This is a genomic window from Frigoribacterium salinisoli (genome assembly GCF_054781095.1).
Genome location: NZ_BAAGVB010000005.1, coordinates 187,255 through 200,001, shown reverse-complemented (window position 1 = coordinate 200,001; position 12,747 = coordinate 187,255). Strand labels below are relative to the sequence as shown.

At 76.1% G+C, this 12,747-nt stretch carries 13 protein-coding genes and 2 tRNA genes; 7 read left to right on the top strand and 8 right to left on the bottom strand.

Annotation, left to right across the window (positions count from 1 at the left end):
- Window positions 1-42 precede the first annotated feature (42 nt).
- Window positions 43-132, top strand: a tRNA-Ser gene (locus tag ACYVHQ_RS12520).
- Between the two features lie 86 nt (window positions 133-218).
- Here the strand turns inward: ACYVHQ_RS12520 and ACYVHQ_RS12515 are convergent.
- From ACYVHQ_RS12515 to ACYVHQ_RS12495, 5 genes are all read right to left on the bottom strand, one after another.
- Complete coding sequence (locus tag ACYVHQ_RS12515) at window positions 219-800, bottom strand: NUDIX hydrolase (protein WP_460513524.1); 582 nt, start codon at window positions 798-800, stop codon at window positions 219-221.
- A 263-nt stretch (window positions 801-1,063) separates the two neighbouring features.
- A complete protein-coding gene (locus ACYVHQ_RS12510; RefSeq protein WP_460513522.1) occupies window positions 1,064-2,182 on the bottom strand; it encodes a Gfo/Idh/MocA family protein in 1,119 nt (372 codons plus the stop codon).
- Window positions 2,179-2,982 (bottom strand): sugar phosphate isomerase/epimerase family protein, encoded by an 804-nt coding sequence (locus ACYVHQ_RS12505; RefSeq protein ID WP_460513520.1) that lies wholly within the window; start codon window positions 2,980-2,982, stop codon window positions 2,179-2,181. The genes ACYVHQ_RS12510 and ACYVHQ_RS12505 overlap by 4 nt, the downstream gene beginning before the upstream one ends.
- A 116-nt stretch (window positions 2,983-3,098) precedes the next feature.
- On the bottom strand, window positions 3,099-4,517 hold the full coding sequence (locus tag ACYVHQ_RS12500; RefSeq protein ID WP_460513518.1) for an MFS transporter: 1,419 nt from the start codon (window positions 4,515-4,517) through the stop codon (window positions 3,099-3,101).
- A gap of 267 nt (window positions 4,518-4,784) precedes the next feature.
- Window positions 4,785-5,801: an NAD-dependent epimerase/dehydratase family protein gene (locus ACYVHQ_RS12495; protein ID WP_460513516.1), complete on the bottom strand. Its 1,017-nt coding sequence runs from the start codon at window positions 5,799-5,801 to the stop codon at window positions 4,785-4,787.
- 246 nt (window positions 5,802-6,047) lie between these two features.
- On the opposite strand from ACYVHQ_RS12495, the gene ACYVHQ_RS12490 reads away from it, so the two are divergent.
- Window positions 6,048-6,461: a VOC family protein gene (locus ACYVHQ_RS12490; protein WP_460513514.1), complete on the top strand. Its 414-nt coding sequence runs from the start codon at window positions 6,048-6,050 to the stop codon at window positions 6,459-6,461.
- A 370-nt stretch (window positions 6,462-6,831) separates the two neighbouring features.
- The gene (locus tag ACYVHQ_RS12485; RefSeq protein WP_460513513.1) at window positions 6,832-7,224 is read left to right on the top strand and encodes a YchJ family protein; all 393 of its coding nucleotides are present in this window, start codon (window positions 6,832-6,834) and stop codon (window positions 7,222-7,224) included.
- Window positions 7,225-7,554: 330 nt separating this feature from the next.
- On the opposite strand, the gene ACYVHQ_RS12480 is transcribed toward ACYVHQ_RS12485, so the two are convergent.
- Together ACYVHQ_RS12480 and ACYVHQ_RS12475 are read right to left on the bottom strand one after the other, a co-directional pair.
- On the bottom strand, window positions 7,555-8,070 hold the full coding sequence (locus ACYVHQ_RS12480) for a GNAT family N-acetyltransferase (protein ID WP_460513511.1): 516 nt from the start codon (window positions 8,068-8,070) through the stop codon (window positions 7,555-7,557).
- 212 nt (window positions 8,071-8,282) lie between these two features.
- Complete coding sequence (locus ACYVHQ_RS12475) at window positions 8,283-9,164, bottom strand: DUF429 domain-containing protein (protein WP_460513509.1); 882 nt, start codon at window positions 9,162-9,164, stop codon at window positions 8,283-8,285.
- Window positions 9,165-9,379: 215 nt separating this feature from the next.
- Between ACYVHQ_RS12475 and ACYVHQ_RS12470 the strand changes: the two genes are divergently transcribed.
- Together ACYVHQ_RS12470 and ACYVHQ_RS12465 are read left to right on the top strand one after the other, a co-directional pair.
- Window positions 9,380-10,636: a VIT1/CCC1 transporter family protein gene (locus ACYVHQ_RS12470; RefSeq protein WP_460513507.1), complete on the top strand. Its 1,257-nt coding sequence runs from the start codon at window positions 9,380-9,382 to the stop codon at window positions 10,634-10,636.
- A 91-nt stretch (window positions 10,637-10,727) separates the two neighbouring features.
- Entirely contained in the window at window positions 10,728-11,039 is a 312-nt protein-coding gene (locus ACYVHQ_RS12465; RefSeq protein WP_460513505.1) for a putative quinol monooxygenase, read from the top strand.
- Window positions 11,040-11,145: 106 nt separating this feature from the next.
- On the opposite strand, the gene ACYVHQ_RS12460 is transcribed toward ACYVHQ_RS12465, so the two are convergent.
- Window positions 11,146-12,006 carry a phosphatase PAP2 family protein gene (locus tag ACYVHQ_RS12460; protein ID WP_460513503.1) on the bottom strand — a complete coding sequence of 287 codons (861 nt, stop codon included), beginning with the start codon at window positions 12,004-12,006 and terminating at the stop codon, window positions 11,146-11,148.
- Window positions 12,007-12,151: 145 nt separating this feature from the next.
- On the opposite strand from ACYVHQ_RS12460, the gene ACYVHQ_RS12455 reads away from it, so the two are divergent.
- Window positions 12,152-12,517, top strand: coding sequence for a hypothetical protein (locus ACYVHQ_RS12455; RefSeq protein ID WP_460513501.1), 366 nt, complete (start codon window positions 12,152-12,154; stop codon window positions 12,515-12,517).
- A 105-nt stretch (window positions 12,518-12,622) separates the two neighbouring features.
- Window positions 12,623-12,695, top strand: a tRNA-Arg gene (locus ACYVHQ_RS12450).
- Window positions 12,696-12,747: the final 52 nt, after the last annotated feature.

The following is a 12,747-nucleotide window of genomic DNA, read 5'->3' as shown; positions in this document are numbered from 1 at the left end:
GCTATGCTGGTGGACGCGTGCCGGTCACCGGCCGTAGCACATGGAGACGTCGCATAGTCCGGCCGAGTGCACCACCCTGCTAAGGTGGAGTCCCCTTTGAGGGGACCGAGGGTTCAAATCCCTCCGTCTCCGCTGGTCGAGCCATGTCGGTCCACTCTCTCGCCGGAGTCGGGCCGGGGTGGCTCTTCCTCTTTCCCGGGGCGTCCCCGCGCGCCGGCTCAGCGGGCGTCGAGCACGCGGCGGGCCTCCGCGATCGCCCCCGCGAGCCGCTCGTCGAAGCCAGGCGGCACCTCCTGCGGCAGCGCGTCGACGGCGAACCAGCGCACGTCGTCGCTCTCGTCGCTCACCGCCGGCACGGCGCCCTCGTCCGCGAAGGCCACGAACCCGACGTCGCGGTGCACCCGGCAGCGGCCGAACGACCCGGCGAGGGCGTGACGGTCGAGGTCGACGATCGCCGCGCCTCCTGCCGGGGCGGTCAGCGGCGCGAGCGCGTCGATGCCGCCCTCCTCGCGCGCCTCGCGCAGCGCCGCGTCGGCGAGCGACGCGTCGCCGGGCTCGACGTGGCCGCCGAGCTGCACCCAGAAGCCGCCCTTGCGGTGCAGGCAGAGCAGCACCCGTCCGAGGTCGCGCGTGAGCACGAAGCAGCTCGCCGTGACGTGCTCGGGGCCCGACCCGCGGTCGGAGGCGGCGCCTCCTGCCGCCTCGACGAAGGCCACGGTGTCGTCGCGGAGGGCGCGCTGCTCGGCGCGCGAGGGCTCCCAGGCGTGGAGGTCGGCGAGCAGGTCGGCGTCGGCGGGCACGGGACGAGCCTGGCACGGGCGGGTGCGGGGTGCGGGGTGCGGGGTGCGGTCGCGCCGACGGGCGGGTGCGTCGCGGGCGGGCGTGCGTGGCGTACCGGGGACGACGCACTCGCCCGGGGAGCAGGGGCGAGGGGCGCACGGCAGGGGCCGGGGCAGGGACCTGGGCCCGGGCGGGGCCCGCGGCAGGCCCCGCGCGCCGCGCCCCGACGACGACGGCCCCGCACCCGGGTGGGTGCGGGGCCGTCGACGCGGTGCCGGAGGCGTCAGAGCGTCGCGGCGGTCGGGTCCCAGTCCTCGGCGAGCGGCGTCGGCTTCGCGACCGTGGAGGCGACGTCGACGACGGTGCGCGTCTCGGCGGCCTCGGAGATCGCGAGCAGCACGTCGAGCACGTGAGCGGCGAGCTCGCCGCTCGCGCGCACGGGGTCGCCGCCACGGATCGACCGGGCGAGGTCGAGCACGCCCGAGCCGCGGCCCTGCGTCGACCCGACGGCCTCGAGGGTCGTGGGCTCGTCGGAGCCGAAGGTCCAGAGCTGCGACGACCCGTCGAACATGTTCGGGTCGGGCAGCACGATGGTGCCCTCGGTGCCGCTGATCTCGACGAAGCCCATGCGGGGCAGCGCGTTCTGGAAGCTGAACGTCGACTGCGCCGACTGGCCGCCCTCGAACGACACGAGCGCGGCGTGGTGCGTGGGCACCTCGACCGGGAACTCGGTGCCGGCCTTGGGGCCGCTGCCGATCGTGCGCGTCGTGCGCGACGTCGACGACACGGCCGAGACGCTGCTCGCGGCACCGAACGCGTGCACGAGCGTCGTCACGTAGTACGGGCCCATGTCGAACAGGGGACCCGCGCCGCGCGCGAAGAGGAACTCCGGGCTCGGGTGCCAGGCGTCCGGACCGGGCACGTGGAACAGCGTCGTGGCCGTGAGCGGCTCGCCGATGTCGCCGCGGGCGATGGCCCGCATCGCGGTCTGGATGCCGGCGCCGAGCACCGTGTCGGGCGCGCACGCGACCTGCAGGCCGGAGGCGCGGGCCGCCTCGAGCAGGTCCGCACCGGAGGCGTGGTCCAGGGCGAGCGGCTTCTCGCTCCACACGTGCTTGCCGGCCGCGACGACCTGACGGCCGACCTCGGCGTGCGCCGCCGGGATCGTGAGGTTGACGACGATCTCGATCTCGTCGACCGCGAGGAGCTCCTCGACCGTGCCCCAGCGGGGCACGCCGTGGGCCTCGGCCTGGCTGCGCGCCCGGTCGAGCTCGAGGTCGGCGACGAAGAGCACCTCGAGGTCGGGGAAGCTCGTCATGTGCTCGAGGTAGGTCGTCGAGATGACGCCCGCCCCGATGACGCCGACGCCGACCGGGCCGCTGCCGCGAGTGGCGCCGCTCACGCGTCGTGCTCCTGCAGCCAGGCGAACGACGCCGCGATGCCGTCGAAGACGTCGTGCGCGTAGTCGTCGAACTCGACCACGCGGAGGGCCTGCGGTGCGGCGGCGAGCACCGCGGCGACGTCGACGTCGCCCTGACCGGCGGGCGTCTGGTCCTTGAAGGCGCGGGCCAGGGCCTCCGGCACCTCGAGGGCGCTCTCGCTGCTGGGCAGCGCGGTGGCGATGTCGCCGGCGATCTTGCCGTCCTTCACGTGGATGAACTGCACGCGGTCGCCGAGCGAGCGCAGCAGTGCCGGGGTGTCCTGGCCGCCGACCGTCGACCAGAAGGTGTCGACCTCGAGCACGACCTCGGGCGACAGGCGCTCCACGAAGAGCTCGTAGACGGGGCGGCCGTCGACCTGGTTCGCGAACTCCCACTGGTGGTTGTGGTAGCCGAAGCGGAGCCCGTGGCCCGCGGCCTGCGCGGCGAGCTCGTTGACGCGGTCGGCGATGCGGTGGGCGTCGTCGGCGGTCTGCCAGCGGTCGCTGGGGATGAACGGGTCGATGACCGTCTCGATCCCCAGCTGTCGGGCGGCGTCGAAGGCGCGCGCGGGGTCGTCGCTGTCGATGACGGGGGCGTGGCCCGAGGGGGCGGTGACGCCGGAGGCGGCGAAGGCGGCCTCGAACTCGGCGGCACGCTCGACGAACGCGTAGGGCTCGACCCGGGTGAAGCCGATCTCGGCGACGCGGGCGACGGCGCCCTGCAGGTCGGCCGAGATCGCGTCTCGGACCGTGTAGAGCTGGACGGAGGGGGAGGAGGGCATCGGTGGAACTCCTTCGGTCGTGTGGTGCCTGGCCCCACTCTCCCACTTGTGTCGATGCTCGTCAAAAGGTCGTGGACAAATGGCAGACACGTGTCGCCTGACGACGCGACAGGAGGTCAGCCGCGCGGGACCGGGACCGAGCCGGTGGGCGTGCCCACCACGGGGATCGACGAGGTGACGACCTGGATCCCCGAGGTGATGGTGCGCAGGTTCGACGTCGAGAGGGTCGCCTGCGCGTGGCCGTGCGCCGGGAACCCGCGGCGCGCGACGAGCACCACGCCGAAGCCCACCGCGACGACGACGGCCGCGGCGAAGGGCAGGCTCGACAGCTCGGTCGCACCCAGCACCTGCGCGCCGAGCGCGGCACCACCCGCGATCCCCACGTTCGAGGCGCCGTTGACGAGGGCCCCGGCGATCTCGGGGCTCACGCCGCCGGTGCGGATCGCGGCCGCCATGAAGAGCGTGCCCGTCGTGCCGTTGGCGGCCATCCAGACGCCGGCGACGACGAAGGTGCCGACGAGCGAGCCGTGCACGAACGGCAGGGCTGCGAGGGCGAGGGCCATCGTGCCCACGGCGGCGAGCAGGGTGACGCGCGGTGCCCGGTCGACGAACGCGCCCGCGAGGAGCAGCCCGACGATGCCCGTCGCGCCCAGCACGAGCAGGGCCGAACCGGTCGCGCCCTCGCCGAGCCCCGCCGTGACGAGGAACGGGCCGATGTAGGTGTAGACGACGTAGTGGCCCGCGAAGAGCAGCAGGTCGGCGGCGACGACGGCGAGCAGGCCGGTGCGCGCCCAGGAGCGCACCGAGCCGAGGTGCGGGCCGGCCTCACCGCGGACCGCGGGCAGGGTGACGAGCGCGACGAGCGCGAGCCCGGCCGTCGCGACGGCGACGGCCCCGGCCGCGGAGCGCCAGCCCAGCTGGTCGCCGACCGTCGTCGCGAGCGGCACGCCCACGACGAAGCCGAGCGAGCTGCCCGAGTACACGAACGCGATGGCGCGCCCGGCCAGGCGCGGCGGCACGATGCGGGTCGCGTAGGCCGAGGCCACCGAGAAGAAGAGGGCGTGCGCCACGCCCCCGACGACGCGGCCGGCGCAGAGCACCTCGAAGCTGGGCGCGGTGGCCACCAGGAGGTTCGACACGGCGTAGCCGACGAGGGTCGCGACGAGCACGGCCTTGCGCGGCAGCCGCGCGGTCGCGAAGGTCAGCGGCAGGGCGAGGACCGCCACGGCGAGGGCGTAGACCGTGACCACGATGCCCATCCGCGCCTCGCTCACGCCGAGGTCGGTGCTCATCGTCGACAGCAGGCCGACGGGCATGAGCTCGGTCGTGATCGCGAAGAAGGTCGCGAGGCCGAGCACGACGATGCCGCCGACCGCGCGGGCGGTCAGCACGTGGGGCACCTCGGGGGCGGGGTGCGGCTCGGGTCGGCGAGGGGCGCTGCCCTCCGCGGGGCCGGGACCGGGAGCGGAGCCGGGAGCCGGCTCGGTGGCGCGGTCGGGCGCGGGACGGGTCGGGGTCTCGAGGGCGTTCTGCACGGGCGTGCCTCCGAGCGCGCGGACGGGCGCTCGACCGCACGACGAGATCGCTCGTCGCGAGGGCGTCAGTGACGACGGCGGGGCCGGGGTCGCGGGGTGACGCGGCGCACGCACCGCAGCGCTGCTGCTGCTGGTGGTGGATGGGGGTGGCCGCTCCACGACGAGGGCACGTCCAGTCTTGCACGGGTCCCCCGGGGGTCTGCAAGGCCCCCGGACGCGGCCCCCCCCGGCAGGCGCCGCGCACCACCCCGGGAGGGCCCGTCGGCGTCAGCCGCGCAGCGGGGGCGAGCCGGGCACGGCCGTGCGCCGTGCCACGGCGGAGGCGAACTCGTCCAGCACCTCGGTCGACGTGCGGCTCGGGGTCCAGCCGAGCACCTCGCGGGCGCGGTCGGTCGACATGACCGGCACCTTGGCCGCGATGTCGAGCCAGCCCGGTTCGGTCGGCTGCAGACGGAGCAGCCAGGTCACCTGCACGACGAGGCGCAGGAGGCGGTACGGCACCGGGAGCAGGCGCGACCGGAACGCGCGCGCGATGTCGGCGCTGTCGACGGGGGGCTCGGCGGCGAGGTTGAACGCGCCTCCTGCCCGGCGGTCGATCGCGCGCCAGGCGGCGTCGGCGACGTCGTCGGCGTGCACGACCTGCGAGACGAACCTCGGCGACAGGGGCAGGAACGGCGGGGCCACGTGCTGCATCCAGCGGGTCGGCACCCAGCGGCCGAGGAACAGCCCGACGATCTCGCTCGCCGCGGCCGCCTGGAAGACCAGGCCCGGGCGGAGGCGCGTCACGGTCACGGCGGGGTGCGCGGCCTCGAAGGCGGTCATGAGGCGCTCGTTCTCGGCCTTGTGCCGCGAGTAGCTGGAGCGGCGCAGGCCCTTGGTGCTCCAGCGCTCGTCGACGCGGCGCCCCTTGGGGCCGCTCTTGTAGGTGCCGACGCTCGAGGCGACGACGACCTGGCGGACGCCGGCGGCCGCAGCGGCCAGGAGGACGTCGCGCGTGCCGTCGACGTTCACGGCGTGCATGACGGAGTCGTGGTGGCTGGGCTGCAGCGCCCAGCCGAGGTGCACGACGGCGTCGGCCTCGCGGAAGACGTGCTCGAGCTGACGCCGCGCGTCGGGACCGGCGATGTCGACGGGGAACCACTGGACGTCGCCGTAGGGCGCGTCGGCCGTGCGGGGCAGGCGCCGGGCGACCCCGGAGACGGCGGTGACCGCCGGCTCGGCGTGCAGCCGCCTGAGCACCGCGGTGCCCAGGTTGCCCGTGGCTCCGACGACGACGACGCGCATGGTGCTCCCTGTGTGGTGGTGGTGGTGGTGCCGGTGGGTCCGGCCCGTAGGGCCGAGGCGAGCCGTGCCGGCCCGACGAGCCGAGCGTACGCGCGGCGGGCGGTGCGGCACCCAGGCGCGGGGCGGGGGCGACCTCGGCGGGGGACTGGTGCCGGGCCTCCTGCCGGTCCATGCTCGTGCCGAGGCCGCGCACCCGGCGCGGTGCGACCGTGCCGCGCGGCGACGTGCGGCGAGGAGGGACCGACCATGGCCACGCTCAGCCCGTACCTCAGCTTCCGCGCCCAGGCGCGCGAGGCCCTCGAGTTCTACCGGTCCGTGCTCGGCGGCGAGGTCGCGCTGTCGACGTTCGGCGAGTTCGGCGTCGGCGGTGAGGACGACGCCGACGGCATCATGCACGGGCAGCTCGTCACCGAGGACGGGCTCGTGCTGCAGGGATCGGACGTCCCGAGCTTCCTGGGGTTCGACGAGGGGCGCCGCATCACGGTGTCGCTCTTCGGCGACGCCTCGGAGGCGGAGCAGCTCCGCCGCCGCTTCGCCGGGCTCTCGGAGGGCGGCGAGGTGCCCCAGCCGCTCGAGCGCGCCCCGTGGGGCGACGAGTTCGGCATGTTCACCGACCGCTACGGGATCGGCTGGATGGTGAACATCTCGGGCGAGCGCTGATCGGCCGGGCTGCCGGGCGGCAGGGCTGCCGGGCTGCCCTGCCGCCCGCCGCCCTGCTGCCCTGCTGCCCGCCGCCCTGCCGCCCTGCTGCCCGCTGGCCCTGCCCCCGCCCGCCCCGAGACTGTCCACGACACGCGGAGCGTCGCTCGGTGGTCCGGCAGATCGTGGACACCCTCCGCGGAACGGCGTCCACGATCGGTGGGGTCGGAGCGAGCGGCTCCGCGTGTCGTGGACACCCTCGAGGAGAGGGCAGGGCAGGGCAGGAGGTGGCAGCCGGGCAGGGCGAGGTCGGGCAGGGCAGGGCAGGGCGAGGTCGGGCCGGGCAGGAGGCGGTGGCCCGGTCGGCGGGTACGTGCGGCAGCATGGACGCGTGACCCGCGACCTCGCCCCCGACGCCCGCTGCCCCTGCCTGAGCGGTGAGTCCTACGGTGCCTGCTGCGGTCCGCTGCACGCCGGCACGGCCGAGGCTCCGACGGCCGAGCGGCTCATGCGCTCGCGGTTCTCGGCGTTCGCGGTCGGCGACGCCGGGTACCTGCTGACCTCCTGGCACCCGTCCACGCGCCCGGCCGAGCTCGAGCTCGACCCCGAGCTGCGCTGGTACCGCCTCGACGTGCTCGCCACCGAGCGCGGCGGACCGTTCGACCGCGAGGGCACCGTCGCCTTCGCGGCGCACCACCGCGGGCCCGACGGCGCGGGCGTGCAGCGCGAGACCAGCCGCTTCACGCGGGTCGACGGCCGCTGGCGGTACGTCGACGGGAGCTGACCCGCGACGCCGTCGCCGAGGCGTGCGGGGGGACGTGAACGGGCCACGGCACCCGGGGGTGCCGTGGCCCTGTGGCCGGCCGGTCCGCGGTAGAGCTTCACGGGCAGGGAACCGCAGACCGGTCCCAGCCAGCGGAAACGTCCTTCGAGGCGCTTCCGACCACGACCGACGCTAGGCGGAACGCGCCGGGAGCGCCCGGATGCGCAGGTCCCGGTCAGGCTGGCTGCGCCTCCTGCGCCTCCTGCGCCTCCTGCGCCGCCCGCGCCTCCTGCGCTCGACGGGGTCCGCGCCGTCGGGCCCCGCGGCCCGGGGCCGGGCGGCACGACGGCCTCAGCGCAGGCGCCGCTTCATCTCGAGCTCGGTCTGCTCGGGGTCGAGCACGTAGCGCTGCGTGCGCCCGGTCGGCTCGTAGCCGCGGCGCCGGTAGTAGGCGACGGCCCGGGGGTTCTGGGAGTGCACCTCGAGGTGGAGCTCGTCGCCCCAGGTGACCGCCCACTCCTCGACGGCGTCGAGCAGGGCGTCGGTGACGCCCGCACGGCTGCCGCGCCGGTCGGGCGTGACGTAGACCCCGACGAGCAGCGGGTGCCCCGGAGCGTGCAGGAACCCGCCCATCGTCCCGACCCAGCGGCCGGTGGCGTCGTCGATCGCCGTGAAGAGGGCGCTCTGGTGCCGCGTGCCCCGCCCGCCGCGCTCGCGCCAGGCGGCCTCGCCGTGCTGCTCGGCGTCGGCGAGGTGCTCCCCGAATGCGAGCGGGGTGTCGGCGAGGGCCTCGAGCCGGAGGGAGCGGACCTCGCGCCAGTCGTCCTCCGTCGTGGAGCGGACGCTGAAGGGGTGCGGGGCGGTCATGGCTCCCAGCGTGGCACAGCGGGCGGGCGCGGTGGCTCGGGCCGCGCGTCGGCCGCGGCCCGTCGTACGACGGCGCCTTCCTCGTACCGCGGTGCGGACGTTCCCACCGCGTCGCGAGGAGTCCACCGTCGTGCGACGGCGGCGGCGGCGGCGGCGGGAACGGGAACGGGAGCAGGGCCGCGGGCGGGAGTCCGCGGCGCCACCCGCGGCGGTCAGGCGAGGGGCATGGGGGAGGGGGCGCCGGAGGTGCGCTGCTCGGGGCGCGCGGGGGCGAGGATCGTCGCCCGACGGCCGTGCGCCTCCTGCACGGGGTCGCTCGCGGCGCCCAGCACCTGCAGGCGCTCGGGGGCGTCGCGGCGGAGGGCGGCGGTCCAGGCGGCGACGGCGGCGTCGAGGAGGTCCTCGCGGTGCTTGTAGGCGCGGTCGACGAGCGGCGAGGGCTCGTCGAGCAGGGCGCGGGTGACCGGGTGCGAGGCGAGCCGCAGGGGCGGCGTCGCCGCGTCGAGCCGACCGAGGCGGGCCAGGAGGTCGTCGCACGCGACGGCCCGTGCGGCACGGCGCTCGGCGAGCGGCAGGGACCGGTCGGGGCGCTTGTAGCGGGGGCGGCGGTCGTCGTAGCCGAGCTCCTCGGTGCCGACGAGCGTCGTGTAGGGGTAGCACTCGAAGAGCGTCGTCGTGCCCGACGGGTGCGGGGCGAGGCCGTCGTCGTAGGCGAGGCCGTCCTGCTCGAGGCGCTCCCGGAGCCTCCTGCCGGCCTGCCAGCGCATCCCGGCGTTCGACGCGTTCGCCGACACGTGCCAGCGACCGTAGCCGCGGCCGACCTCGCGCTCGCCGGGGCGCATGCCCGTCGCGTTCGGCAGCAGCAGGGGCGCGTCCACCGCGACGACGCTGCCCGGGACGACCCAGGCGGTGATCCACGCGTGCACCGCGTCGAGTCCCCGCGCCCAGCCGGCGTCGAGCACCGAGCCGTCGGCGTCGAGCACCACGAGGCCCGTCTCGGCGGGAGGCCGGGCGGCCGTGCCCTCGCCCCAGGCGAGGTCGACGCCGAGGCTGCGGGGCGCAGGAGGCGCGGGCGGGCTCGACGAGGACGGCACGGGCCGACGCTACCCCGCGTCCGTCGGCCCGCGGCGGCCCGGGGCCGCCCGCGGCGCCGGGAGCGGCACCGCGGCACGTCGGCGACACCGCGGCACCGAGGAACGTGCCGCGGTGTCGCGAACGTGCCGCGACGAGGTGGCCGTGCAGCACGGCGGCCCGCGTCGCGTCCGGCACTGGGCCACCGTGGCCCCCGCGCACGCGGCACACTGGCGCCATGGACCGCACCCCGCGCGAGCACGGCACCGGCACGACCGCGCCGCGCACGCCCGCCACCCTCCGCCGCTGGCGCCGCCACCTCGCCGACGAGCGCGCCGAGGAGGCCACCTACCGCGACCTCGCCCGGCGCCGCACCGGCGAGGAGCGTGAGATCCTCCTCGCCCTGGCCGACGCCGAGGCGCGTCACGCCGCCCACTGGACGGCCCTGCTCGGCGACGACCTGGGGCGCCCGGCCCGCACCGACCTCCGGACGCGCGTGCTCGGCCTCCTGGCCCGCCGCTTCGGCTCGATCTTCGTGCTCGCGCTCGTGCAGAGCGCCGAGTCGCGCTCGCCGTACACGGACGACGTCGACGCGACCGAGGCGATGGCGGCCGACGAGCGCATCCACGCCGAGGTCGTCCGTGGACTCGCGGCGCGGGGTCGGCAGCGCCTGTCGGGCACCTTCCGCGCGGCCGTGTTCGGCGCCAACGACGGCCTCGTGAGCAACCTCGCCCTCGTCATCGGCATCAGCGCCGCCGGGGCCGCGCCGTCGATCGTGCTGCTCACCGGGCTCTCCGGCCTCCTCGCCGGGGCCCTCTCCATGGGCGCGGGCGAGTACGTCTCGGTGCGCTCGCAGCGGGAGCTCCTCGACGCCTCCACCCCCGACCCCGAGGCGCGCAGCGTGCTGCCGCACCTCGACGTCGACGCCAACGAGCTCGCGCTCGTCTACCGGGCCAGGGGCATGACGCAGGAGGCCGCGGCCGAGCGGGCGAGGACCGTCCTGGCCGCGGTCCGCCCGGTCACCGCACCCTTCGCCGCACCGGCTGCCGGCGCCGTTCCCGTGGGGGCCGCACCCGGCGCGGCGAGCGGGGCAGGAGGCGCGCCCTCCGAGGGCACGCGCGGTGCGCCCGCCGCGGACCCCGCCGCCCCGGACCCCGCTGCGGCCCCGGCCACCCCGTCCCCCGCCGCCCCGTCGGCGGCCGACGAGCACGAGGCGATCGGCACGGGCCTCGGGGCCGCCTCGTCGAGCTTCTGCTTCTTCGCCTCGGGCGCGATTATCGCGGTGCTGCCCTGGCTCTTCGGCCTCAGCGGCACGACCGCCGTCGTGCTCGCGGCCGTGCTCGTGGGGCTCGCCCTGCTCGGCACCGGAGCGGTCGTCGGGCTGCTCTCCGGGGCGTCCCCGCTGCGGCGCGCGCTGCGCCAGCTCGGCATCGGCTTCGGTGCCGCGGCCGTGACGTACGCGCTGGGCCTGCTCTTCGGGACCGGTCCCGCCTGATCGGGCGCGCCTCCTGCACCTGGCGGGCCTCGCCTCCTGGGCCCCGCGGCGCGGTCGGGCCTCGCGCGGCCACCGGGCGTTGGATGGCCGCATGATCATCGTGTCCGGCCACCTCCTCGTCGACGCCGAGCGCCGCGACGACCACCTCGCCGCCCTCGCGGCCGACGTCGAGCGCGCCAGGGACGCTCCCGGCTGCCTCGACTACGCGCTCTCCGCCGACCTCGTCGACCCGCGCCGCGTCAACGTGCTCGAGCGCTGGGTCTCGGAGGAGCACCGCGACGACTTCCGCGGCGACGGCCCCGCCGACGAGGAGCAGGCCGAGGTGCGCGAGACGAACGTGCACGAGTTCACGGTCGCCGGACCGGAGGAGCCCTCGCTCGACGAGGACGGCGCCTTCAGCTGAGGCCGGCGCGCCCTGCCCGTCCGTCGCACCCCAGGGACCCGCCCGCACCCCAGGACGAGAGCCGGGGTGCAGGCGGGTCCTCGGGGTGTCGCGGCGGCAGGCGCCGTCAGCGTCGGCCGTCGAGCTTCCAGGCCACCCAGGCGGTGATGAGCACGACGCCCGCGGCCGCCAGGCGTGCCCCGGTGAGCACGCCGTCGCCCGACGACGAGACGTCCATCGCCATGCCGATGCCGACCCCCCAGACCGCGCCCGAGATCGTCAGGCAGAGCACGACGGCCGCGCCCACGAGCGTCGAGGTGACGGCGTAGGCCCGACGCCCCATGAGCCCGCCGCCGTGCGGGTCGTGCGCCCAGCGCGACGCGACGCACCGGGTGATGCCGAGCCAGGCGAGCGCGACCGCGCAGGCGCCGACGACGTCGCTCGCGCGGTGCCAGCCGTAGGCGACGGTCTGCTCGGCGACGAGCGCCGCGAAGACCGTGCCGAGCACGAAGAAGAGCGGGCGCACGTGGCGGCCGAAGGCGGTCATGATCGCGAAGAGCAGGGCGACGGCGATGGTCGTGTGGCCGCTCGGGAAGCTGTTGCCGTAGAGCTCGCCGGTGAGCTCGGGGCGGGGGGCGAGCAGCTTGAGCAGCTGCGTCGTGACCGTGGACCCGGCGACGATGACGAAGGTCTGCACGGCGGCCCCGGGGCGACCGCGGAGCAGGGCCACGAGCACGAGGGCGGCGAGGGCCGTCGCCAGCACGGGCACCGAGATCGCGTCGAGGGCGACGCCGGAGCGCAGCAGGATCGACCCGTCGACGCTGCGCAGGATGCCGTCCTCCACCGACTGCCCCGTGGCCGTGAGCACCGCGACCACGTAGACGCCGACGAGCACCGCGAGCGAGCCCAGCGTGAGCAGCAGCCACCGACCGGCGACCCGGCGGCGCACGGCAGCCGTGGCCTGGGGGAGGGCGGTGGTGGCGGTCACCCGACAATTCAACGACACGGCCCCTGGCAACCGCCTAGGGACGTCCTGGCCGGGCGGGGCGCGACTCCTGCGCGATGCCTGGGTGCCGACGCGGCGGTCACGGAGCAGAGTGGGGCATCGTCACCCCTCGACACCAGGAGGCTCCATGAGCACCGACAGCACCGATCCCGGCACCGCCGACTTCAGCGACCCGAAGCAGCACGGCGGCGTCACCGACGAGGACTCCGAGTTCGGCGACCGCGCCCGGCGCGAGGACACCATCGAGGTCAGCGAGAACCACGGCACGGCGGAGCCGGCGCCCGCGCCGACCGAGGAGCGGGCCGACCGCGTCGACAGCGCCCCCGTCTCGAGCGGCGACGTGCAGGACCGCGGCAACGAGCCCGCCGGCGTCGGTTCGCGCGACACGGGCGTGCCCGAGTCGAGCAGCGACCACTACGCCGACGCGGCCGACGTCGACCGCCTCCTCGGCGAGCGTCGCGACCAGAACGAGGGCCAGCGCAGCCCGAACTGAGCCCGGTCAGGAGGCGCGGGGCCGCCCCGGCGGCGCCCGTCGCCCCCGATTCGCACCGGGGCCCGCGGTCGTGTACTGTGGTCCCCGGCCGCGAGGCCGAAAACTGCGCCTGTAGCTCAACGGATAGAGCATCTGACTACGGATCAGAAGGTTGGGGGTTCGAGTCCCTCCAGGCGCACAGCAGCACGAAGGGCCCGGTCGTCGACCGGGCCCTTCGTCGTTCGTGCTCT